Consider the following 22,289-nt stretch of genomic DNA (forward strand, 5'->3'; position numbering starts at 1 on the left):
GTCGTGCGGGGCGGGTTCATGAGTGATGTCACTGTTCCTCCGTCAGGCCGAGGCGGCGTGGGGCTGCGCCCCTCCGCTGGACAGCAGATCGCCCGCCTCGTCGAGGGGCAGGTCCGCGTCGAGGTGTGCGCCCAGGCGCAGCCAGTCGTAACCGGCCTCCAAGGTCTGCCGCCATGCGTCCGGGGAGTCGAAGGAGGACGGGAAGCGGTCCGCGCCCGTGGCCCGGCGGACCAGGGCCACGAAGCCGTCCAGCGCCGTCAGCGCGGCGTCCCCTTGAGGGCCGGAGGCGATCGTGAGGGTTTCGAGCTGTCCGGCCCGCGCCCGGATGGCGTCGAGGTCTTCCCCGTCCGGCAGGAGCGACAGCCGGCGGACGACCTCGGAGTCCGGCGGCAGCGGGTTGACGGCGTAGGAGCTGAGCACCCCGCGCAGGGCGAACCGCAGCATCCTCAGGGCGCTGAGCTGCGCGACGCTCCACTGGCCGCGGTCGAGGGCGCCGACGAGGTCCTCGCGGGCGTTCTCCACCAGGACGTTGGACCACACCAGGGTCATCGCGGCGGCGCTGAACCGGCGGGCGGGCACCGGCAGGAGGTCGATCGCCTCCGCGCCGCCGGCCGCCGCGCCGCCCACGCCGATGATGGGCCGTGCGGTGCTCGGCGGCGGTGTGACATCGCCCGCGGGGGCGGCCAGCGGCAGGCCGGGCACGATCGGCCCGTCCCCTCGCCACGCCACCCGCACCAGTCCGTACCGCAGGAATTCGGCGATCAGCGGGCCCGCCTGCGGCGCACCGGCCGCGTCCGCCGCGGCCAGCGTCTGTTCCAGGGTCCGGCCGAAGACGAGGGAGCGCCAGGCCAGTGCCGCCCGGTCCCCGAGGACGAACACGTCCTGCCGGCCGCGTACGACGTGCACGCGCTCACCGGTCTGCCAGGTGGTGACCCCGGCCCCGGCCACGGTGATCTGTCCGGCTTCGGGCGTGGCGCCCGTGACGCCCAGATCGGCCGCGAGCCGGACGCCTTCGGTGACGTACGCGTCGGCGCCGAGGCCGGAGGCGGACGGTGAGGCGAGCGTCAGGTACCGGGCGGCCAGCGGATGGTCACCGATCCGGCCCAGCTGTTCGGGCAGCCACTTGGGTTCCAGATAGGTTTCTCCCCGGCCCGCGGCCCAGGACTTCACGGCCTGGAGCAGCCCGGCCTCGGTCCAGGCCGCGGCCTCCTGCTCCCGGCCGAGCTGCCGCAGGGCGAGCGCGTACCGGATCGACTGGCGGGCGGCGCGCGCCCACCACTCGCCCACGGTGGTCCGGAAGTCGTCGAAGGACATCAGCTCCTTGACCTTCGCCACCAGCTCCGGTTCGCGCAGCGGGAAGCTGCGCAGCAGCCGCTGACAGCGGTTCAGCAGGTCCTCCGCGCCAGGGCCGTTGGCCGCGGCTGCCGTGACCGCGGCGAACTGCTCCGCGATCTGGCGTACGGAACGGGTTCTGACCTCGACCCGCCGCCCGTCCACGAACAGCAGTGACGGCATGGTCGGCAGGTCGGCGTCACCGTCGGCGATCAGGAGGAAGTCGATGTCGGACGAGGAGTTGCCGAAGCCCTCGGCGATCGATCCTTCCAGCACCACGGCGCAGCCGTCCGCGGAACGGATCTGCGGCAGCGTCTTGTCCAACAGGTTCTGCAGGTATTCCTCACTGAGGATCACACGGGCCTCCTGGTCGTGGCTTGCGCAATGGGGCGGTGCTGCGGGGGCCGGACGGCCGGCGCGCTACGCACCCGCCGGGTCCTTCGCGGCCGCGGGTCCGGCCGCACCGCCCGCCGCGTCCGGGGCGTCGGCCAGAATCCGTACCGTCCCCGTCGCTCCGTCCACCCGCAGCCGCATGCCGGTCTCCAGCTCCGCCGTCAGGCCCTTGACCTGGACGACCGTCGGAATGCCCAGCTCCCGGGCGACGATCGCCACATGCGTCAGCGGGCTGCCCCGCTCGATGACGAGTGCCGAGGCGGACGGCAGGGCGGCGACCCAGCCCGGATCGGTGCGGTAGGTCACCAGCACGCCGCCGTTCACGTCCACGGGGGTGTCCGTGACCACGGCGGGGGCCTCCACCACGCCGGGGCAGCACGGTGTGCCGCGCAGTTCCTGGACGCCCGTACGTGCCGCCGGGCCCGTCGTGAAGCCGGCCTGCTCCAGATTGCCCCGCCGGTAGGGCGCACCGCGCGTGACGAAGCGGGACGGTGCGGACAGTTGCCCGTCCTGCGCCTGCTGCCGCTTGCGCAGTTCCACCAGGCCGCGCAGGCCGGTGTTTCCGGTCGTGCCCTCGTAGACGCCGCGCAACTCCTCCAGGCGCAGGAAGAAGACGTCGTTCCAGTGCTCGATCGCCCGTGTCCGGGCGAGGTCGCGCCCCATGGCCCGCAGCATCCGCTTCGCCGAACCGAACGCGCGGGTACGGCAGAACCGCAGCCGCTCCCGGTTGTACAGGGAGCTCTGTGCCTTGCGGCGGACGACGTCGTAGACCAGCCGGCGCGGCCCGCGCAGGTGGGCGTCGAGGTAGGCGTCGGCCTTCCGGCCGGGATCGGCGTCGGCCTCGGACAGCGCGGTGCGCACCAGGGCGAACAGGGTCGAGGGGTCTTCCCGCAGGTCGGGGACTTCCAGCTTGAGTTCGTCGAGGCTGCGGTAGCCGTACGCGGCGATGTACTCGTCCACCGCCGCGAGGAACCCGGTGTGGCCGTGCTCGCGCAGCGCCGCGAAGGTGTCCTCGGCCGGGGTCTCCCGGATGAGGCGGTCCAGTGCGGCATCCGCGCGGACGGTGGCCGCCAGGCGCGCCAGCGCGCGGGCGGGTTCGATGGACTCCACGCGCGGGCCCGGGCTCGCGGCGCTCCAGGTGAGCCATTCGGGGGCGTCGGGCAGCCAGCGCCGGTTGAGCAGGGCGAGCCCGCCGATGGACCACAGGATCGCCGCGTCCAGGGTCTGCATCGGACCCCACTTCTCCAGCAGGTCCTTTTCCAGGGCGCGAAAACGCCGGTAGACGTCCTGGCCGTCCAGCGCGTCGTAGTCGACGTTGTCGAATTCCCGGTACGCCGCGTAGAAGTACGCCATGAAACGCTCGACCGAGCGGTTCATGGTGAGGAATCGGTGGACAAACGCCGCCACCGTACGGGCGCGGGCCAGCCGGTCGCGCGGGGATGCCGAGACGGTGTACGGACGGATCGCCTCGGCCGTTTCGTCGTCGAGTCCCTCCTCGACGCCGATGGCGATTTCCAGGACTTTTCTGTTGAGCTTGTACAGGGGCGCGATGCCCACCATGCGGTACCAGTTGAGCAAGTTGTAGTACACCCGGCCGTGGAAATAGCCGAGCATCTGCGGGGCCCATTCCTCGATCTCGCGCAGCCCGGCCCGGGGCACGCGAAGGGCCCGAGCATAGTTCTCGTAGACCTTGCCGTAAACATGGGCCGCGAAACTGAAGGTCAACGGCGAGACGATGCCGGAGAAGCTTTCCACGATGTTGGCGTTGTCCCAGATCCGCATTTCGCCGTCGGCGGGTTCCGGCGCGTCGTTTGGCGGTGCGGCGAACTCCGGCAGCGCGGTGATGGGGCGGGCCTGGAGAATCCACAGGACATCGCCCGCGAACGCCCACTCGATGTCCTGCGGAGTGCCGAATACCGCTTGGACGCGCGTCCCGGCCTCGTGCAGTCGCGCCAGTTCCTTCGGTGTCAGCGACAGCTTCTCCCGCTCGGCCGGCGGCACCTCGCTGACCTGGCACCCGGCGCCCGACGCGGGCGCGTGATAGCGCTCCCGCTTGTCGCCCAGCACGGTTTCGGCCACCGCGCCGGTGGCGGCGTCGAGCGTCACGGTGTCGGCGTCGACCGCCCCCGAGACCAGGCCCTCGCCCAGCCCGTAGACCGAACTGACCACGTAGCGGCGCCGGTCGCCGCTCACCGGGTCGGCGGTGAACAGCACACCGCTGCGCTCGGCGGCCACCATCTCCTGTACGACGACGGCGAGTTGGGCGCCGTGCAGCGGCAGCCCGTGGTGCAGCCGGTAGAGCAGTAATCGTTCGGAGAAGGCCGACGCCCAGCACTTCTTGACGTGCGCCTCGACCTCGGCGAGCCCGGTGACGTTCAGGGAGGTGGCGAACTGCCCGGCGAAGGAGAGCCGCGCGCCGTCCTCCTCGGCGCCGGAGGAGCGGACCGCGACCCGGCCGCTCCCCGCCCGCGTGTAGGCGTCCTCGATGACCGACGCCGCCCGCCCGGACAGCTCGGCGGCCTCGATCAGGCCGGCCAGCTGCCCGGAGACGCGCTCCGCGGAGTCCGGGGTGACCTCGTCGAGCAGCGCCCCGATCCGCCCCGACTCATCGAGCGCGGCGATGAACTCCTGGAAGACGTCGAGACCCACCACCGCCCATCGCGGTACGTCGATCCCGCTGCCCGAAAGGGCAAAAAGATTTGCCCCCTTGCCGCCCGCTGCGCGCGCGACCTCACCTGGCGGACTTTCGGCGATGATGGCTCGCATGAAACCCCAAGCTCTCCGATACGCTATGGCCTGAACCACGCTCCGCGTGGCAGTGCGGACACCGCATTGCCCGAACGGGCATTCACGTCCGAGCGGCAATTCGGTGAATATTCCGCCGAGCGTAGCAGCGCCCCGGACGGCCTCCGCCGGGCTGCCCGCGCAACTAAGGTTTTCCCTAGCGACCGGTAAATCCCACAGCGGCGGCGGGACGACGGGCATCTACTGTCCCTGCCGGCCCCCGTCCCTCCCGCTTCCGGCTGATTGTTCTCCCCGACCGTCGGCGAATCCCTGACGAACCGCGGCCCCACCGAAGGTGCACAACTCGACAGACGCTGGAGATTGGAGAGAAATATGCTTCCCCTTCCCCCCGGATCGCGTCAGCCTGCCTTCCTGCAGACCCTCCACATGCGCGATCCGGTCCGCTACTTCGAGACGCTGCGCCGGCGCCACGGTCCGGTGTTCCGCATGAAATTGCTCGGCTTCCCGCCCCAGGTCGTGGTCTCGACCGCGGAACTGGCCGCGGAGATCTACCGCATGGACGGCGACGGCAACCGCGCCGGAGCGCTGCGCGCGGGGTACGTGCCGTGGGTCGGCCAGCACTCGCTGCTCACCAACGACGGCGAGGAATGGTGGCGCCACCGCAAGCTGCTCAGCCCCACCCTGCACGGCAAGTCCATCGCGAACTATCCCGAGCTGATCGCCGAGATCGCGGCGGAGGACATCAGGACGTGGCCGCTCGGCAGGCCGTTCACCCTGCGCGAGCACATGCAGACCATCACCCTGGAGGTCATCCTGCGGCTGGTCTTCGGGGTCCGGGACACCGAGCAGGGAGCCCGGTTACGAGCCGGTCTGATCGACCTGTCCAAGGCCACCGGCTCCGCGGCCCTGTTCCTGACACCCGCCCGGCTGCGGACCTGGGCGCAGAAGTCTGCGCTGGCGATGCGCCTGCCGTTCCTGCCGACGACCCGCGCCGCGCAGGCCGTCAAGACGGTGGACGACATCCTGTTCGCCGAGATCGCGCGGCGCCGGGCCGAGGAGGACGCGGACGCCGACGATGTCCTGGGGCGGCTGCTCCGTGCCCGGGACGACCAGGGCCGCCCGGTCAGCGACCAGGAGATCCGCGACGAACTGCTCACCCTGCTGGAGGCCGGCCTGGAGACCACGGCGACCGGCCTGTCGTGGACCTTCGAGCGGCTGATGCGCAACCCGCGGGTGCTCGCGCGGCTCCAGGAGGAGGTGGAGCGGGGCGAGGACGACACCTACCTCGACGCGGTCATCAAGGAGGCGCTGCGGTCCCGTCCGGTGATCTTCGGCATGGGGCGGCTGCTGGACGAGCCGCTGCGGGTCGGCGGGTACGAGGTTCCGGCCGGCTGGGTGGCCATCCCGATGTTCTCGCTGATCCTCCAGGACCGTGCGGTGTACCCGGACGCCGGGGAGTTCCGGCCGGAACGCTTCCTCGGCGAGGGCGCCAAGCCGGCGCAGAAGTCGTTCCTGCCGTTCGGCGGTGGCCGCCGTTACTGCGTCGGCGCGCAACTCGCCACGATGGAGATGAAGATCATCACTCGCGAGGTGCTCAGGCACGTCCACCTGACGCCCGCCGACCCCGCGCCGGAGGCGCAGCGCATGTGGCACGCCACCCTGATCCCCGGCAAGCAGGCCGTGGCGGTGGCCCGCGAGCAACCGCCGAAGCGGCGGGCGCCGGTCCAGGAGGCGAAGTGCCCCGTACATCCGGCCCCTTCGGGGGGAGATGCGGGGTAGCGGGCGGCGAGGCAGCGGGACGCCCCTGCCACCGGCCGGTTGCCGGTGTTCGCTTCGGGCCACGGAAGTGAACACGCCGCCCTCCGGGGGCGGTCCGGCGGCAGCACCGGCAACCGAAGTGGGCCAAGAATGGAGGAACGGCCGCCCGGCCCCCTCCGGAGCGGCACGTTCCGGTTGGTGGCCGGCGGGACGCGGCTGGTCAGCCGTCGGACCACTCGTCACACCGGCCATAGGCCATGGCCAACGCATGGGGAATTTGCCAGGGGGCCCACTTCCGTACCGACGGGACGGGAGTGAACGAACAACACGGAGCAGGCGCGGGAGCACTCTGCGCACTGGCACGATTTGGTCCACCGCGCACGGCGGAGCGGACGCCGCCGCGGCATCTGGTGGGAGCCAGTCGACATATGCCGTACACACCCGGCCGCGCGACGCGCCGGTGGGGAATCAGGGAGTCGCCCATGTCTGTCCAGCAGTCCGTCGCCGCGTGCGGCACGGCCCGGTCCCGCTTCGGCCCGGGAGAGACCGCCGTCGTCATCGTGATCATCGCGCTGGCGGTGCTCATGACCCTGCGCGGCCTGCCGCTGCGCGAGGTGACGGCCGTGCTCACCAGCGCCGGCCTGCTCGCGGTGACCGTGGTCGGGACCGGGCAGGGGCGTACGGTGCGCGGCGCCGGGCGGGCCCTGCTGTCCTGCGGCCCGGCGTGATGCCCGGCGATGTCGCGCCGACGGGGGCGCCCGATGGCGCCGGTCCTGACGCCGAACCACGGGGCGGGCCGGCTCGCGCTGGAGCTGCGCCGGGCGCGCTCCCGGCGCGACCTGTCCCGGCCGGAACTCGCGCACAGGATCGGCCGGTCGCTCACCACGGTCCAGCGGGCGGAAGCCGGCCGGATCAGGCCGCCGTGGCCGGTGATCCGGGACATCGCCGCGGTCTGCGGTATGGACCTCGACACGGCGGAGGACCTGTGGCGCAAGGCCGGGCGGCCGGGGCGGACCCGCCGTACGGAAGCGCCGCTGCTGAGCCTGGTGCGTACCCCCGGGGACCTGGCGGCGGTCCTGCGGCGGGCCTGGGAGGACGACGGCGCCCCCTCGCTGCGGACGATGGAGGCGCGGGCGGAGCGGCTGGCCAGGACGTACGCGCCGCTCTCGCGGATGTCCGCCTGGCGCATCCGCGAGCGCAAGCAGACGCTCTCCTCGCTCCACCAGCTCTACGCCTACCTGATCGCCTGCGAAGTCGCGGAGGAGGACTTCCCGGCGTGGGAACAGGCGTGGCGCCGGGCCGGTCACCACGAGGAACGGCCGCCGAGACCTGCGGCGCGGCCCGGTCAGCGCCGCACGACCTCCCTGGAAAGAGCGGCGGCGCTGATGCGGCAGGCCGGTCTCCTTCCCTGTGAGCCCTTCCCCGGGCGCCACACGCCCTGGACCGCCCGGTGCCGGTCCTGCGGGAAGCTCAGCCGGTACAAGTTCTCCCAGGTACTGGAAGGGACCTGGTGCCCGGTCTGCCGCCACCCCCACGCGGTGCTGTACGCGGGACCGGAAGAGGTCTGATGATCGGCTCGTACGGGACCGAACGTCAAGGACGACCATGGGCAGGCCGGAGAGCTCCGTGTGGGGCGGGGAGCGGCTGGACCTCGATGCCTATCCGGCCCGCATCGGGTGCGCGGGCGCCCGCGCACCGACGCCGGAAGTGCTGACCGCGCTGCACACCGCGCTCCCCTTCGAAAACCTGGAAGTCGTCCTGGGCCGGACGGTCCAGCTCGACGTGGAGTCCCCCAGGCGAAAGCGGTCCGGCGCTGCTGCGAGCACACGCTTCTCTACGCGGCGGCCCTGGAATCGATCGGTTTCACCTTCACCGCGACCGCCTCGCGCGTACGCATGAACGAGGCCGGCCACTTCACTTCCACGCACCCGCTGTCGCCCTTCCACGGCACGCTGCTGGTCCAGCGACGAAGGAACTGCCCGCCTTGCTGAGCGAGGAGTTCGGGGTCGACCTCGATGCCGAGGACGCCGCAGCACTCGTCGCGCGCCACGAGTGAGGAGAGGGGGTGCGGGACACCCGGATACGGGCCACCCAGGCACGATCCGTCCTGGCCGGCCCGTACGCCCTGCCGCAGCCTCATAGGGCAAGCACATGAACACCCCTGAAAGGCACGGCATGAACTCCAACCTGAGCGCACGCGGCGACAGGAACGCGGACGCCACCACCACCCCCGGCAAGGTCATCCTCATCACCGGTGCCAGCAGCGGCATCGGCGAGGCGGCCGCGCGCCGGCTGGCCGCCGACGGCCATCGCGTCTTCCTCGGCGCACGGCGCACCGAGCGGCTGGCGGCGCTGGCCGAACAGCTCACCGCCGACGGGCACACGGCGGCGTACCGGCGGCTGGACGTCACCGACGCCGCGGACGTGCGGGCCTTCGTGGACGCCGCGCGTGCCGCATACGGGCGGGTCGACGTGCTCGTCAACAACGCCGGTGTGATGCCGCTGTCGCCTCTGGAGGCGCTGCGGACCGAGGAGTGGGACCGGATGCTCGACGTGAACGTGCGCGGGGTGCTCCACGGGATCGCCGCCGCGCTGCCCGTGATGCGCGCGCAGGGCGGCGGGCACTTCGTGAACATCGCGTCGGTCGGCGCGTACGAGGTGTCGCCCACCGCCGCCGTCTACTGCGCCACGAAGTTCGCGGTGCGCGCGCTTTCCGAGGGGCTGCGGCAGGAGTCCGGCGGGGACATCCGCGTCACCGTCGTCTCCCCCGGCGTCACCGAGTCCGAACTCGCCGACAGCATCGGCGATCCGCTGGCCCGGCAGGCGATGCGGGACTACCGCGCGGTGGCCATGCCGGCCGCCGCGGTCGCCTCCGCCATCGCCTTCGCGGTCGCGCAGCCGGCGGATGTCGACGTGAACGAACTCGTCGTCCGGCCGACCGCGAGCGCCCAGTAGGACCCAAAGCCGGTCAGGTCAGCGAGCGGAGCCAGCCGGTCAGGATGCGGTTCACCTCGTCGGGCCGCTCCTGCTGGCCCCAATGGCCGCAGCCCTTGAGCAGGTGCGCGGCGGACAGGCCGGGGAGGGTGGCGGAGAAGGCTTCGATGGCGTCGGCCATCCAGGTGGTGGAGGAGTCGTGTTCGCCGCCGACGAAGAGGGAGGGCTGCGTGATGGGGGCGCCGTCCCAGGGGGCGAGGTCTTCCCAGTCCCGGTCGACGTTGCGGTAGCGGTTGAGTCCGCCGGTGAGGCCCGTACGCTCGAACTCCTCGGCCAAAACGTCGAGTTCGGCCTCGGAGAGCCAGGCCGGGCGGGCGTCGCGGACGAACCGGTCGGACATCTTCCGGCCGGGCGGCACGAAGAAGCAGCTGGGGCTGCCGTCGGGGGCCATGGTGTCGGCGGACAGGCTGGCATAGAAGCCGGCCAGCCAGCCGCGGACGTCCGGCTCGATCTCCGCCTCCGCCCGGCCGGGCCGCTGGAAGTAGCCGACGTAGAACTCCTCGTCGCCGCCGATCATGCCGAAGGCATCGGTCGGCCGGACGCCGTTGCGGGGTGCGTACGGCACGCCCAGCAGTCCCACGGCGGTGAAGACATCGGGCCGCAGCAGCGCAGTGTCGGCGGCGATGGTGGCGCCCCAGTCGTGGCCGACGACGGTCGCGGTGTCCTCGCCCAGGGCGTGCACGACCGCGACGTTGTCGGCGACATGCGCCGTCATCCGGTACGCCGCGACCTCGGCCGGCTTCGAGGAGCGCCCGTACCCGCGGACGTCCAGGGCCACGGCGCGAAAGCCCGCGGCGGCCAGGGCCGGCAGCTGGTGCCGCCAGGAGCGCCAGGTCTCGGGGAAGCCGTGGAGCAGCAGCACCAGCGGTCCGGTGCCCTGCTCGACCAGGTGGATGCGTCCGCCGGGGACGTCCACCAGCCGGTGTGCCGCGCGGTGTCCGTCGTGGGGCGGGGTGGCTGTGTCGGTGGGCTGGGGCATGGCGGTCTCCTCGTCCGGTCGTCCGGCGCCGTGCGGCGCGTCGCCGCTGCGATCATCCGAGAGGGCCCGCGCCACACCCAAGGGCCTTTGCCGGTCCGGCAAATCGGCCGGTGGAGCCGCCGGTACGGGGCGCCGCACGCGGTGTGCGACGCCCCGTACCGTACGGTCAGCGGCCGACGCCGACCGCCTCCCGGTGCGGTGCGGCCTCCGCCAGCGACCGCAGCGCCTCCGGGAGCGCCGCCGCGTGTATCACGCCCAGCCGCTGGGTGGCCCGGGTGAGCGCCACATACAGGTCACTCGTGCCGAACTCCGCCGGTTCGACCACGAGCACGGTGTCGAACTCCAGGCCCTTGGCCTGCCGCGGGTCGAGCAGCACGACCGGGCGGGTCAGATCGACGTCCTGTCCGGCGGACACCTCCGGCAGGGCGGCGGACAGCGTGGCGTACAGGGCGGCGTGGTGCGGCTGCGGGGCGATGACCGCGAGCCGCCCCTCCGCCGCGCCGTCGGCACCGGACCCCCCTCCCTGAGTACGGGACTTCGCGCCGCCAGCGGTCTCCCGTACGACCGAGTCGGCGACCACTTGCGGCAGGTCGTCCGCGGCGGCGCCGAGCGCCCAGGGGCGTACGCCGGTCGAGCGGATCGAGCTGGGCGGTTCGAAGCCGGGGTGCACGGAGCGGGGCACCGCCGCGGCGATGTCCATGATCTCGCGCGGTGTCCGGTAGTTGACGCCCAGCCGGACGTGCTCCCAGCGGTCGTCCACGTACGGCGCGAGGATCGTCTCCCACGTGCCGCAGCCGCCCGGCTCCGCGGTCTGCGCCGGGTCGCCGACCAGCGTCATCGAGCGGGTCGGGCAGCGCCGCATCAGCAGCCGCCAGGTCATCGCGGACAGCTCCTGCGCCTCGTCCACGATGATGTGGCCGAACGCCCAGGTCCGGTCGGCCGCCGCCCGCTCGGCGGCGCTGCGGTGGTCGGCCTCCTCCTGCCGGTCGGCGAGCCGGTCCGCGTCGATCAGGTCGTGCGCGGCCAGCACCTCGGAATCCTCGTCGTCCTTGTCCTCGAACTCCTGGGTGCGGGAGCCGTACGAGAGGTCCAGCACGCCCTGCGCGTACTTGATGCGCTCCTGGCGCTCGGCCTCCTCGGCGGCGCGCGCCGCGGAGTCGTCCTCGCCGAGGAGTTCGGCGGCCTCGTCCAGCAGCGGTACGTCGGCGGGCGTCCACGCGTCCTCGGCCGGCCAGGGCCCGTGGTGGCCGGGCGTACGGCGGATGGCGTCCGCGTCGGCGTCCGGGAGGTGCACGGGCTCGGCGAGGAAGTCGGCGACCAGCTGCTGCGGCGTGAGCGAGGGCCACAGCTCCTGGATGGCGGCGTGCACCTCGGGGTCGGCCGCCACCGCCTTGCCGAGCTGCGCGATGTCGTCCGGGCCGAGCAGGTTCGGACCGCCGTACGGGTCGGCTCCGATCCGGTCGGCCAGCTGCGCGGTGAGCGCGTCGATGACGTGGAACGCGAAGTACGGGCGGGCCAGGTTGTGCGGCAGCCGGGTGGCGCGCGCGTGCTCCCGGGCCGCCGCGGCGATCTCTACGTCCAGCACCAGCTCGCCGTCCTCGTGGTCGATGACCAGGGCCGGGTCGGGCAGGGCCTGCCGGTCGCGTACGTACGCCGCCAGCGCGTCGGCCATCGCCGCGCCGCCCTTGACCTCGGCGGCCCGCGGGGTGTCGGTGCCGGTCGCGACCACACCGGGGAACAGTTCGGCGGGCGTGGCGAGCAGGACGCCCGTCTCGCCGAGCGAGGGCAGCACCTCGTCGATGTAGCCGAGGAAGGCCGGGTTGGGGCCGACGATCAGCACGGCCCGGCGGGCCAGCAGCTCGCGGTGCTCGTACAGCAGGTAGGCGGCGCGGTGCAGGGCGACGGCGGTCTTGCCGGTGCCCGGGCCGCCCTCCACGACCAGCACGCCGCGGTGCGGGGCGCGGATGATCCGGTCCTGCTCGGCCTGGATGGTCTGCACGATGTCGTGCATCCGGCCGGTACGGGCGGCGTCCAGGGCAGCCAGGAGCACCGCGTCAGCATCGGTGCCCTCGTGGCCGGTGCGCTCGGTGTCGGTGAGGTCCAGGATTTCGTCGTGCAGGGCGGTGACCCGCCGCCCCGAGGTGGTGATGTGCCGCCGGCGGCGCAGCCCCATGGGGGTGTGGCCGGTGGCGAGGTAGAACGGACGGGCGACCTCGGCCCGCCAGTCGACGACCAGCGGCGTACGGTCCGCGTCGTCCCGGCGGATGCCGATCCGGCCGATGTGGTGGTCGGCGCCGTCCTGGAACGCCAGCCGCCCGAAGCACAGGCCGTTCTCCCCCGCGTCGAGGGCGGCCAGCAGCCCCGACTGCTCGGCCACCGTCACATCGCGCTCCAGCCGCGCCTGAAAGTTGTTCCCCTCCAGCGGCAGCGCCCGCTTGACGGCGGACTCGGTTCCGGCCCGCAGTTCGGCGAGGCGCTCGTAGAGCAGATCGGTGAATTCCTGCTCCTGCCGCAATTCCTCGTTTGACAATTCAGCTCCGCTCGGATACCGTGTTCTCTAGTGGCCAACCATGTATGACAAAAACCTCAGACATGGAAACGCCCAATATACCCAGAGAAACACCCCGGCCGTCAATACGGACCGGGGCGTTTTTGTGTTTGCATACGGTGCCGCGAGCGGCGGCCGGGGGCGGTGACACCGGTGGGATCGGCGACACCGATGGGGTCGGTGGGCCGCATCCGGGCGATGGGCCTCACCCACTCAGCTGACGAATTCCACACTCTCGAAACGACTGTGGGAGACCTGCTCCTCCGCGTAGATCTTGGCGTTCGCCGTGCCCGGACAACCGGGCCTGCTGAACAGCAGCACCACCTTGTCGGTACGGTTGGCGGCGCGGCCCTCGCCGCGGATATCGATGCAGCGGTCGGCCTGCGGATTCTCCAGCGCCTCCGGAAGCGGAGCGAGAAAATAGGAGAAGTAGCCGCCGGCGGAGCCGTGCCCGACGAAGCGCACGCTGCTGAAGACGGCATTCCGGTGCCCCTGGCCCGCCCGGAGGACGCGATCCAGACCGGAGCAGTTGGCACCGCCGAAGAGCTGAGCCTCATAACGGGTCTGGTTCTCGACCGGACCGTCGCCCTCCATCGCGTAGCAGGTGCCGACGCGAGGCGCTTGCAGCGCCTCCTCGACCGGCGGGGGCGTATAGGTGAACAGGCCCCGCGTAGCCGATGCGGTACCGGGCTGCAGGGCCAGGGCCACGGCGGCCACCATGCTCACGGCAAGGGAGGAGCGGTTCACTGCGGGGCCTTTCTGAACGGGAAACGTACGGGCGGGGGCGGTGGGCCCGAGGGCCCACCGCCGCAGGTTCAGCTGGGGAATTCCACGCTTTCGAAGGTGATGTCGAAGGCGTGCTGCTTCGGCCTGATCCGCTCCGCACTCCCGACACAGCCGGCACGCCGGAAGACCAGAGCGGTCCGGTTGGTCTGGTTCACGGCGTGCCCGTCACCCGCGCGGTTGTAGCAGCGGTCGAGGGAGGGGTTGTCGAGGGTCTCCTGATCACCGCCCGCGGTGGTGTACAGGAAGACACCGTCGGCGGAGGCATAGGAACTGCCCGCCAGGCCGACGGTCAGGGCAAGGGCGGTGCCGACGGAGGCCAGGGCCATCGAGATGCGCTTCATCAGTTCTCCTCAGTGGGGGAAACAACCGCACGGCGAGAGCGCGTGCGGGGTACGGGGGCGGCGGGTCGACCTCCGGTGGACCTCGGGAGGACTCGCCGTGCCGGTGCCGCTCGCCCGCGGAGACCCCGGTCGCGGACGGCGGCCGGCCGGGTCGGTGATGCTGTCGCGGACCGGGTCCGGACTACTCGACGCATCATGTGAACTCCCTGGGCAAGTACGGCTCATGGGGGCATCGTGCCCATTCACGACAAGGGTGATCGTTTCCGCACCCCCAAAGATCGGAGCAACAGGGTCACTTCTGTATAGCTGCCCACTTCCCACGCCCCGCGTGCGCGCCAGCGTTCGGCTCAACAACATGCCCGGGCAGGGTCGTTGGCGGCCTCATCGCGCTGCGGGAGGGGCGCATGCGAGGGTGGCAAGGATGCACAGGACGGCGCGGCAGCAGTCGCGAGCGCCGGTGGCGGCGGGTCGCCGGCGAACTGGCGCCACCTACGCCTGCCACCCGCCCAACTGACCGCCCTGAGCGCCCGGTTACCGGCGCCCGCTACCCGTTCACATCTCACCCCCGGACGCCGCGCCGGGCCATGCGGTAGCAGCGGACGCGCGCTCACGGACGAAGCCCGGCCCCTACTGCGCGGGCCGGGCTTCGTCACCGTGCACAACCGGCAGTTTCCGGTACCTACCGGTAGAAGCTCGGAGAGGCCTGCCGTGCCGATTTCCCACTCGTTTCCCAGTCGATCGCGGACAACTGGCTGCTGATTGCCCACCGGTGAGGTGAGCTTGGCGGCCTGGGGCCGACAGCCGGGGGACGTCACCGCGCCCGGGCGGGGCCGAGCGTCCGCACAGCGTCATATCGGCCCGGCCCTTACGCAGGTGGATCTGCGAGCCGCTCCAGCCCCGGTCGACAGGGTCCACCCGACGGCACCTGCTTTGGCAGGGCTCCGTCATGCCTTCCTGCGCTCGCCAGTCGAAAACACCCTGGATGTGGACAGGAGGAAATCAGCGGCTCTTCACACGACTCGACGGAGTGCGTGGCGTAGGTATTCGCGTCGGTTCCGCGGCCGGACGCCCAACTACGAGCGTTGTGTGGTCCCCGAAGAACGCGACTGGGGCCTGCCAGGAAGATCGACGGTGCGCGTGACGCCGGACGTTCCTGCGGACGCCCCGGGACTGCGGCCCCGGGCGCCTGTGCCCGGGGCCGTGGCGGGGCGCGGCTCAGCGGCCGACGGGCGGCACCGTGGGGCTCACTCCGTAACGCTTCTTCCACGTCGTCACGCCTCGGCCCCCGCGTACTCCGACTCCTGCGTGGCCGCCTTGCGGTGCCGGGTAACGGCCATGCGGGACAGGAGGATGGAGGCGGCCGTGACGGCGAGCCACAGCGGTCCCATGAGGATGTGCAGGACTGCGAGCCAGGCGATCTCGGCCTGGCGGTAGAGAATCACCTGCGCCACCAGGCTCGCGAGGCTCACCACCGAGATGAGCAGGGTCGCCGCCCCGTAGAAGCGCCTGAGGGGCCGGTACGAGCGCCACCGCGGCGGGCCGCCGACCAGCCGGTTCGCGACCAGACCGGCCAGCGGGCGGCCGGCCGCCACCGACAGGACACAGACCACCGTCGCCACGGCCGGTACCAGGATCGGCAGCAGGAAGAATCCTTTGGCCTCTCCGGTGCCGGCCGCCACGGCCGCACAGGCCACCGCCACCAGCGCGCCGATGACGGCGTGCCGTACCTGCTCCTTGGCACGCAGACGCCAGGCGAGGACGACGATCACGGTCACCGTGGTGGACACCAGGGCGAGCCGCAGGCCGCCGAGACGGTCGGCGACGACGAACACGAGGGTGGGAGCCGCGGTGGCCACCAGTCCCGAGGCGCCGCCGAACCGTTTGATCACCGCCTTCCCAGGGCTGAGGCCGGAGCCCGGGAGGGGGCTGTGGAGGGCGCCCCCCGTCGAGGCCTCGCTGTGTGGTGTGTCCATGGCTTCCTTCCGTTCGCCACAGTTGCGGCGGGCAGCCCGGGCCGCCGGGGGCGGCACGTGCTCGGTTCCCGGTCCGCGCCGGAGGATGGCGCGCTCCGCCGTACCCGCCGTGCCCGCCGTGCCCGCCGTGCCCGCCGTGCCCGCCGTGGCAGGCAACGTACGGCGGGACGCGTAGGCGTGCGAGGGGTCAGGCCGAAACGGACGCGGACGCCGGCATGCCGGCGGCGCCCTGCGCCGTATCGAAGGGGCTGGGCTGCGGGACCGCCCCCCGGTCACGCCACACCACGCCCCGGCGTTCGTGCGCGAAGAGGTGCTCGACGGCCAAGGCGATCTTCGGACCGATCCCCCGGTCCAGCAGGTGCAGGGCCAGGTCGAGACCGGAAGTGACGCCTCCGGCAGTCACCAGGTCACCGTCGTCCACGACGCGGGCGCGGACGACGGTGACGCCGTTCCGGGCGAGAACGTCCACGGCCTGATGGTGGGTCATCGCGTTACGGCCTTTGATGAGCCCGGCCATCGCCAGAACCAGCGAACCCCCGCAGACCGTGGCCACCGTGGTGTTGGGCGTGGCGAGGGCCTTGGCCAGCAGCCCCGGAAGCTCGGTGGTGAGGGAGTTGCCGATGAGGACGGGGATGGTCGCGCCGGACGGTTCCCCGGTGGGGGCGTCCGTCCCCGCGGGCAGCGTGCCCGCCGCGCCGGGTACGACGATCAGGTCCGCGCGGCCCGGGTCCAGCGGGGCGGCGGCCGTCAGGGAAACGCCGGGAATCCCACTGGGAACCTCCCTGGCCCCCTCGGCGCTGACCAGTTCGACCCGCACCTGGTCGGTGAAGTTCCCGGCGGCGCTGAACACCTCGTACGGGGCGATGATGTCCAGCAGGTCGAAGCCGTCTAAGAGGACGAACTGGGCGAGCATGGCGTTTCTCATTTCTTCCGGGACAGCCGGTCTCTTGACCGCGCCCCTCACGCTAAGCAGCGCGGCAGGGACGGGCCATGGGCTGGATCGACAGTCTCCAACGGGTTCTCGCCAACGCTATGAGCTGCGAGTTCTTCCTGCTGACCGACGCTGCACAGGGGTCCGGCCGTTGGCGGGAAAGCGGGGGCGCCGGGCCGCAAGCGCGGACTGGCGGTGGACGTTCTCGGCCTGGTCATCGCGGTCGTCGTTCTCGCCGCGAAGGGGCGGGCGGCGTTGATCAGGTCGGTGGTCTGCGCGATGCCGAGACCATGGGCCTCGGCGTCCGACACCCCCACATTGAAGCCGGCCTCGCGGGCGTAGGTGGCGATGTAGGCCATGCCGAGCACGGGCAGGGCGTAGTCGTTGACCCGCGGGTGCAGGGCGTAGTCGCGTAGCGGGGCGTTAACGAACAGGGCGTCCAGGGCGCGCGTTAGGTCCACGCCGGCGATGAGCTCAAGCGGGCGAGTGCGGGGGGTCTCCTGGCTGTGCGGTGCGGACATGGCTCCCCCAGGTCAGGGTGAACAGGGTCAGAGCGTGCAGGTGGGTGCGGTCCTCGTTGGCCAGGCGCCGCCAGTAGGCGGTGAAGGCGCGCTCGCCGTCGGGGAAGGGGTGGTCGGGGTCCACGCGACGGGCCCAGGTGCGCACCGCGAGGTCGCCGTGCGGGTAGACCGCGAAGTCGCCGGTGTAGTCGGCGGGCGCAGCAGCGGCCGTCCACGGGCCGATCCGCGGCACCTCTTGCAGGGCCTTGACGAGCTCATCGGCAGGAGGCGTCCCCATGTCTGATGATCGCCCAGGTAGGCGGCGGCTGCCGCGCGCAACGCCGTCCGGTGGAACGCCGTACCGGCATCGGCGAACTGCTGGTCACTCAGGCTCAGTACGGTCTCGGTCCCCGGACACAGGGACAGGACGCCGACCGGGGTCGGCACGGCCCGGCCATGCTGTCGGCACCAGGTGCGGTAGACCCGGCGCGCCTGGCCCGCGCGCACGACCTTCCGCAACACGGCGGTGGTGATCGCGTCCCACAAACCGGGGTTCGTCAGCCGCTGGATCGTGCCCAGCTCGGCGAGGCGGCGCATCAGGGGCGCCGCGGCCCGAGGTGCGGGCAGGGCGCTGGGCGCAACGGACGACAACAGTGGGCGGTCGGCACCGGCGCGCCCGCCGACACAATGCCACATGAGTGACTGGGCCGGTGCGCAGACCGCGAGCCAGAGAGCGTCCCGGTACTCGACCAGGCGCGCGGTGTCCGTGCGGGTCGGTGCTCCAGGCAGGGCCCGGAGGAGGCGTGTACGGAGATGGTGACCCGCCACAGGCCCCGGCCGCCGACCACGACCTCGTCCAGCCCCGGGTAGCCGATCAACACCCCTCCTCTGGCGAATCGTGCGGGAACGGAGCAATTCTCCAGGGGGCTCGGGCCGTTGAGGTACTGCGGCGGCATCATGTACCCGCAGAACACCTTCATCTCCTCGGCTGGCCGACGGTCCCGGTACAGATCCATGAAGAGTTCGGCTGGCGGATTCGGCTCGGCCTGCGGCAGCATGACCTGGCACATCAGGGCGGTCTTGAGAGTCCAGGTGGCCAGGACCTCCTGTGCCTCGGACGGAAGTTCTACAATCTCGCCTTTGATCATCGGCGGCAGGTACGGCTTGGCTCGTCCTTCAAGGGCACTCATCCAGCCGCTGTTACAGGGCGCGCATACCGCCTTGACCTGCGCGGTGAACATGCGTCCGGAGTGACGTCGGAGGCTGCCTTTGTCCGAGTACGAGCCCATGATGGCTCGACCGGCCCGCATCTCCTCGGGGAACGCCTCGGCCAGCCACTGAGGGTAGACATGCTCGTTGGTGACCGGCGTACCTCCGCAGAACACGCAAGGTCGGGCCATGCAGCGACGATAGCCCGACCTGCCCCGCAGAAGGCCACGATGAACAGAGTCCGCCCGGCACCGCGCCCCGGATCGACCGCGCCACCCACCTCGCGGCCGGCATGCGGCGCTACGTCGCCGACCTCGACTGGCTCACCGCCTACCAACTTCCCACCCACGCGCCCGACCTCAACCCGGCCGAAGGCACCTGGCCCGTCCTACGACGCACCACCCTGGCCAACCGGGCCTTCGCCGATCCACACGAGCTGATCACCGCCGCCCGCCGATGCCTGCGCCAACTGCCATACCGCAGCGACGCACTCGACGGCTGCCTCAGGGGCACCGGTCTGCCCTGGCCCGACCACGACGACATCACACATTGATGGTCAGTAGTCGAGTCGGCAAGATCCGACTCCAGTTCCGCCACGCGAACCCGGACGGACTTCTTCGAGCTTCCGACTCCTCGAACAGCGAGCCCATCCGCTCCCCCTCCACCGCCACGGTGAGAACGGAGAGCCCCGGACACACCCCGGCCACCGTTCTCCCAGCTCAACGCTTCACAGCAGAGGAGCCACGTCCCCTTTCGACGTACGGGCAGGTCGTGGCAGTGGACCAGCAGTGATGCGCGGGTTCGCCGGTTTGGCCAACCGGCGAACCCGCACTGTGTTGCCCTGCCTTGACGTGCCGACGACCAGCGTGTGCGGCTGACTGCGGGGCCAGTTGTGGCCGCGGCATTGGTCACCGGCGAAGTGCCGGGGGAAGCCCTGCGTCCATGGCTCGTGCCTGCGCCCGGCGGGTGCCGGTTCCGTGGGCGAGGGGCGCCGGGCGCTTTCCATGGCAGCGTGCTTCGGGCAGACGTCCCCCGGCTCGGCCCCGGATCGCTGCCGTCACCGGATGCCGCTGTGGTCAGGTCGATTGGATGGAGCTCAGCATGTTCTGGCGGGCCGCTCGGCGGGCCGGCCAGATGGCGGCCAGGACTCCGGTCACCAGTGCCAGGACCAGGAAGAGGCCGAGTTGGCCCCACGGCAGTACCGTCTCGTAGCCCTCCAACGACTTGCTCAGCAGGTGGCCGCCGGCCCAGGCCAGGAAGGTGCCCGTACCGATGCCGAGCACCGCGCCGAACAGGGAGATCACCACCGACTCGAGGCGGACCATCTGCTTGATGCCGGAGCGGTCGAGGCCGACGGCCCGCAGCATCCCGATCTCGCGGGCGCGCTCGAAGACCGACATGGCCAGGGTGTTGACGACGCCGAGCACCGCGATGACGACGGCCATGCTGAGCAGCCCGTACATCATGTTGAGGCTCGTGACGGCCTTCCCGTCTCCGTTCCGCAGCTGGTCTTCGCTCACGACCTTCAGCAGCGGACTGTCACCGAGCGCCTTGCGAATGTCCCGGTCGAGGTCGCCGACCTTGCCGGGCTCGGCCGTCACCAGGAGGTGATCGAGCTTCTTGCCGGTGGTGAGCGACTGCACGTCGTGCAAGGTGCCCAGCGCGTCGCCCACTTTGTGGTTGTCCTTGTAGACGCCGACGACCTCCAGCTTCGCGTGGCCCTTGCCGGAGGCCGCGGCAGCGTCCATCGTGTCGCGCACGTGGAGCCCGGTCTGCCGGGCGAATTCCTCGGACACGGCGACCTTCCCGGGGCCGACGTCGGCCGGGGAACCGGTGCGGAATTCCAGGTTCCCGAGCTTGTCGAACTGTGCCGGTTCCGCACCGGTGATCGAGCCGAAGTGGCCCTTGGAGCGCAAGCCTGCACTGGTGACGGGCACGGCGGTCTTAACGCCCGGCACCTTGGCGACCTTCCCGCCCGCGTCGGCGCCGAGTCCGCGATCGGAGCTGCTGGAGACCTTGTAGTCCGGGACCACGGACTGTGCGGCCGCCTGGTCCAAGTTCCGCTGTACGGAGTGCCCGGCCACGGTGAGGCCGGTGACCAGGGTGAGGCCGATCATCAGGGCCGAGGCGGTGGCGGCGGTACGGCGCGGATTGCGCAGCGCGTTGCGCTGGGCGAGTTTGCCGCCGACGCCGAAGAACCGGGTGGTGACCTTGCCGACCAGGGTGATCAGCGGCTTGGACAGCAGCGGAGCCAGCACGATCAGGCCGCTCAGGGTCAGCGCACTGCCCGCCATCGCGATCAGCAGGTTCGATGCCGCGGTGTCGCGGAGTGTGGAGACGTAGAACATGAGCAGCAAGCCGGGTGCGGCCAGGAGCGTGCCGAGCACATTGCGGACCACCAGGCTGCGCGAGGCCGGCCCTTGGCCGACGCTGTTGAGCACCTCGACCGGGGCGATCCTGGCCGCCTTACGGGACGGCAGCCAGGCGGCCAGGACGGTGACGACGACACCGACCACCAGCGAAGCTGTCAGCGTCCCGGGCGAGATGACCAGCGGCCCGTCGGGGAATCCCGCGCCACTGGAGTTCAGCAACGGGCGCAGCGCGGAGGCGACGCCGATGCCGAGCACGAACCCGACGGCGGAGGCACCGAGCCCCAGGAGAGCGGCCTCGGCGAGGACGGAGCGTACGACCTGACGGCGTGCGGCGCCCACGGCCCGCAGCAGGGCGATCTCCCGGCTGCGCTGGGCGATGAGCATGGTGAAGGTGTTGGCGATGAGGAAGACGCCGACGAACAACGCGACGCCGGCGAACGCCAGCAGCGTCTTGGTGAGGTAATCGGTGTCCTTGTCGGTCTGGGCGGTCTCCTGGGCGGCCAGGTCGGCGCCGCGGATCGCCTCGGCGCCCTTTGCGGGGAGCAGTGCCTTGACCTTGGCCGTCAGTGCACGGTCGTCGGCGCCGGGCCGGGCCCCGACGGTGATCTCGTCGAACCGGTCGGGGGCGAGGAACAGCTTCTGCGCGGTCGCGGTGTCGAACAGCGTCAAGGTGGCACCGGCGGAGACCTGGGGATTGTCGGTGTGCACGATGCCGACGAGCTTTTTGGTCAGTGCGGGACCGTCGGTGGCGAAGCGGACGGTGTCGCCGACCTGGTAGCCGGCCCGGTCGGCGGTCTTGGCGTCCAGGGCCAGTTCGCCCGCGGCGGCCGGGCCGCGGCCCTCCTTCAGCGGGAAGTGGCTGTCCTTGCCGTCCTCGCCGGGCTGGTAGTTGGTGGCGAGGTCGCGCCAGTGGTTGTCGGCGTTGACCGGCCGGCCGTCCTTGCCGGCCAGCGTGGCCGTTCCGTTGACGGTGGAACGCACCTCCTTGACCCCGGGCAGCGCGTGGATCTTTTGCGTCAGCGTGGAGTCGAGGGCGGTCGTCCGGCGCTCGCTTTCGGTGGCTTTCACGGAGACGGCCACACCCTCCAGCTTCTTGGCGGAGGCCTGGCGGTAGGAGTTGGCGACGGTATCGCCGAAGATGAGGGTGCCGGAGACGAAGGCGACGCCGAGGAGGACCGCGAGCGCGGTCATCATCAGGCGGGCTTTGTGCGCGAGGACGTTGCGCAGGGCGGTACGGAACATTGTCAGTCCTGTGGGAGAAGGGCGGTGGACGGGCTGCGGGTACGGGTCAGCTGACCCGGCCCCTGGCGTCGAAGCCCTTCATGCGCCCCAGCACCCGGTCGGCGGTGGGGTCGGCCATGTCGTCCACGATCCGGCCGTCGGCGAGGAAGATCACGCGGTCCGCGTAGGCCGCCGCCACCGGGTCGT

Annotated in this window: 18 protein-coding genes and 1 pseudogene; 5 read left to right on the forward strand and 14 right to left on the reverse strand. The window is 71.5% G+C overall.

Annotation, left to right across the window (positions count from 1 at the left end):
* Nucleotides 1-42: 42 nt before the first annotated feature.
* Nucleotides 43-1,689 carry a hypothetical protein gene (locus tag ADK86_RS35705; RefSeq protein ID WP_053700344.1) on the reverse strand — a complete coding sequence of 549 codons (1,647 nt, stop codon included), beginning with the start codon at nucleotides 1,687-1,689 and terminating at the stop codon, nucleotides 43-45.
* A 63-nt stretch (nucleotides 1,690-1,752) separates the two neighbouring features.
* The gene (locus ADK86_RS35710) at nucleotides 1,753-4,491 is read right to left on the reverse strand and encodes a phosphoenolpyruvate synthase (RefSeq protein ID WP_053700345.1); all 2,739 of its coding nucleotides are present in this window, start codon (nucleotides 4,489-4,491) and stop codon (nucleotides 1,753-1,755) included.
* Between the two features lie 351 nt (nucleotides 4,492-4,842).
* Between ADK86_RS35710 and ADK86_RS35715 the strand changes: the two genes are divergently transcribed.
* The 3 genes from ADK86_RS35715 (at nucleotide 4,843) to ADK86_RS35725 (ending at nucleotide 7,796) form a co-directional block, all read left to right on the forward strand.
* Nucleotides 4,843-6,249 (forward strand): cytochrome P450, encoded by a 1,407-nt coding sequence (locus ADK86_RS35715; RefSeq protein ID WP_078952480.1) that lies wholly within the window; start codon nucleotides 4,843-4,845, stop codon nucleotides 6,247-6,249.
* Nucleotides 6,250-6,710: 461 nt separating this feature from the next.
* Nucleotides 6,711-6,956: a hypothetical protein gene (locus tag ADK86_RS35720; protein ID WP_053700347.1), complete on the forward strand. Its 246-nt coding sequence runs from the start codon at nucleotides 6,711-6,713 to the stop codon at nucleotides 6,954-6,956.
* A gap of 33 nt (nucleotides 6,957-6,989) precedes the next feature.
* Nucleotides 6,990-7,796 (forward strand): helix-turn-helix domain-containing protein, encoded by an 807-nt coding sequence (locus ADK86_RS35725; RefSeq protein ID WP_053700348.1) that lies wholly within the window; start codon nucleotides 6,990-6,992, stop codon nucleotides 7,794-7,796.
* Nucleotides 7,797-8,062: 266 nt separating this feature from the next.
* Here ADK86_RS35725 and ADK86_RS43520 read toward each other — a convergent pair whose 3' ends face one another.
* Complete coding sequence (locus tag ADK86_RS43520; protein WP_053700349.1) at nucleotides 8,063-8,368, reverse strand: hypothetical protein; 306 nt, start codon at nucleotides 8,366-8,368, stop codon at nucleotides 8,063-8,065.
* A 35-nt stretch (nucleotides 8,369-8,403) separates the two neighbouring features.
* On the opposite strand from ADK86_RS43520, the gene ADK86_RS35735 reads away from it, so the two are divergent.
* On the forward strand, nucleotides 8,404-9,183 hold the full coding sequence (locus ADK86_RS35735) for an SDR family oxidoreductase (RefSeq protein WP_053700350.1): 780 nt from the start codon (nucleotides 8,404-8,406) through the stop codon (nucleotides 9,181-9,183).
* Between the two features lie 13 nt (nucleotides 9,184-9,196).
* Here the strand turns inward: ADK86_RS35735 and ADK86_RS35740 are convergent, their stop codons facing one another.
* The 9 genes from ADK86_RS35740 to ADK86_RS35780 all read right to left on the reverse strand — a co-directional run bounded on the left by ADK86_RS35740 (nucleotide 9,197) and on the right by ADK86_RS35780 (nucleotide 18,680).
* Entirely contained in the window at nucleotides 9,197-10,201 is a 1,005-nt protein-coding gene (locus ADK86_RS35740) for an alpha/beta fold hydrolase (RefSeq protein WP_053700351.1), read from the reverse strand.
* A gap of 166 nt (nucleotides 10,202-10,367) precedes the next feature.
* Entirely contained in the window at nucleotides 10,368-12,716 is a 2,349-nt protein-coding gene (locus ADK86_RS35745) for a HelD family protein (RefSeq protein ID WP_053700352.1), read from the reverse strand.
* A 246-nt stretch (nucleotides 12,717-12,962) separates the two neighbouring features.
* On the reverse strand, nucleotides 12,963-13,496 hold the full coding sequence (locus tag ADK86_RS35750; RefSeq protein WP_159394033.1) for a hypothetical protein: 534 nt from the start codon (nucleotides 13,494-13,496) through the stop codon (nucleotides 12,963-12,965).
* Nucleotides 13,497-13,564: 68 nt separating this feature from the next.
* Nucleotides 13,565-13,876, reverse strand: a complete 312-nt coding sequence (locus tag ADK86_RS35755) for a hypothetical protein (RefSeq protein ID WP_053700354.1) — start codon at nucleotides 13,874-13,876, stop codon at nucleotides 13,565-13,567.
* Between the two features lie 1,271 nt (nucleotides 13,877-15,147).
* Nucleotides 15,148-15,849 carry a DUF3159 domain-containing protein gene (locus tag ADK86_RS35760; protein ID WP_234346254.1) on the reverse strand — a complete coding sequence of 234 codons (702 nt, stop codon included), beginning with the start codon at nucleotides 15,847-15,849 and terminating at the stop codon, nucleotides 15,148-15,150.
* Nucleotides 15,850-16,036: 187 nt separating this feature from the next.
* Entirely contained in the window at nucleotides 16,037-16,762 is a 726-nt protein-coding gene (locus ADK86_RS35765; RefSeq protein WP_053700355.1) for a DJ-1/PfpI family protein, read from the reverse strand.
* Nucleotides 16,763-16,809: 47 nt separating this feature from the next.
* Complete coding sequence (locus ADK86_RS45045) at nucleotides 16,810-17,301, reverse strand: hypothetical protein (RefSeq protein ID WP_053700356.1); 492 nt, start codon at nucleotides 17,299-17,301, stop codon at nucleotides 16,810-16,812.
* The gene (locus ADK86_RS35775) at nucleotides 17,255-17,578 is read right to left on the reverse strand and encodes a hypothetical protein (RefSeq protein ID WP_159394034.1); all 324 of its coding nucleotides are present in this window, start codon (nucleotides 17,576-17,578) and stop codon (nucleotides 17,255-17,257) included. The genes ADK86_RS45045 and ADK86_RS35775 overlap by 47 nt, the downstream gene beginning before the upstream one ends.
* 298 nt (nucleotides 17,579-17,876) lie before the next feature.
* The gene (locus ADK86_RS35780; protein WP_159394035.1) at nucleotides 17,877-18,680 is read right to left on the reverse strand and encodes a hypothetical protein; all 804 of its coding nucleotides are present in this window, start codon (nucleotides 18,678-18,680) and stop codon (nucleotides 17,877-17,879) included.
* Nucleotides 18,681-18,751: 71 nt separating this feature from the next.
* Here ADK86_RS35780 and ADK86_RS35785 point away from each other — a divergent pair, with 71 nt between their 5' ends.
* Nucleotides 18,752-19,042 carry a transposase gene (locus ADK86_RS35785; RefSeq protein WP_267888828.1) on the forward strand — a complete coding sequence of 97 codons (291 nt, stop codon included), beginning with the start codon at nucleotides 18,752-18,754 and terminating at the stop codon, nucleotides 19,040-19,042.
* A gap of 523 nt (nucleotides 19,043-19,565) precedes the next feature.
* Here ADK86_RS35785 and ADK86_RS35790 read toward each other — a convergent pair.
* Entirely contained in the window at nucleotides 19,566-22,103 is a 2,538-nt protein-coding gene (locus ADK86_RS35790) for an ABC transporter permease (protein WP_053700359.1), read from the reverse strand.
* Between the two features lie 46 nt (nucleotides 22,104-22,149).
* Nucleotides 22,150-22,289 (reverse strand): annotated as a pseudogene (locus tag ADK86_RS35795) (ABC transporter ATP-binding protein); the annotation flags it as partial.

It is taken from the genome of Streptomyces sp. NRRL F-5755 (assembly GCF_001279365.1).
In the GTDB taxonomy this organism is placed as follows: Bacteria; Actinomycetota; Actinomycetes; order Streptomycetales; family Streptomycetaceae; genus Streptomyces; species Streptomyces rimosus.

Coding starts and splice junctions, on each gene's coding strand:
- ADK86_RS35710 (WP_053700345.1), bottom strand. CDS start 4,491: ATGCGAGCCATCATCGCCGAAAGTCCGCCAGGTGAGGTCGCGCGCGCA.
- ADK86_RS35715 (WP_078952480.1), top strand. CDS start 4,843: ATGCTTCCCCTTCCCCCCGGATCGCGTCAGCCTGCCTTCCTGCAGACC.
- ADK86_RS35720 (WP_053700347.1), top strand. CDS start 6,711: ATGTCTGTCCAGCAGTCCGTCGCCGCGTGCGGCACGGCCCGGTCCCGC.
- ADK86_RS35725 (WP_053700348.1), top strand. CDS start 6,990: ATGGCGCCGGTCCTGACGCCGAACCACGGGGCGGGCCGGCTCGCGCTG.
- ADK86_RS43520 (WP_053700349.1), bottom strand. CDS start 8,368: ATGAGGCTGCGGCAGGGCGTACGGGCCGGCCAGGACGGATCGTGCCTG.
- ADK86_RS35735 (WP_053700350.1), top strand. CDS start 8,404: ATGAACTCCAACCTGAGCGCACGCGGCGACAGGAACGCGGACGCCACC.
- ADK86_RS35740 (WP_053700351.1), bottom strand. CDS start 10,201: ATGCCCCAGCCCACCGACACAGCCACCCCGCCCCACGACGGACACCGC.
- ADK86_RS35755 (WP_053700354.1), bottom strand. CDS start 13,876: ATGAAGCGCATCTCGATGGCCCTGGCCTCCGTCGGCACCGCCCTTGCC.
- ADK86_RS35760 (WP_234346254.1), bottom strand. CDS start 15,849: ATGGACACACCACACAGCGAGGCCTCGACGGGGGGCGCCCTCCACAGC.
- ADK86_RS35765 (WP_053700355.1), bottom strand. CDS start 16,762: ATGCTCGCCCAGTTCGTCCTCTTAGACGGCTTCGACCTGCTGGACATC.
- ADK86_RS45045 (WP_053700356.1), bottom strand. CDS start 17,301: ATGTCCGCACCGCACAGCCAGGAGACCCCCCGCACTCGCCCGCTTGAG.
- ADK86_RS35775 (WP_159394034.1), bottom strand. CDS start 17,578: ATGGGGACGCCTCCTGCCGATGAGCTCGTCAAGGCCCTGCAAGAGGTG.
- ADK86_RS35780 (WP_159394035.1), bottom strand. CDS start 18,680: ATGGCCCGACCTTGCGTGTTCTGCGGAGGTACGCCGGTCACCAACGAG.
- ADK86_RS35790 (WP_053700359.1), bottom strand. CDS start 22,103: ATGTTCCGTACCGCCCTGCGCAACGTCCTCGCGCACAAAGCCCGCCTG.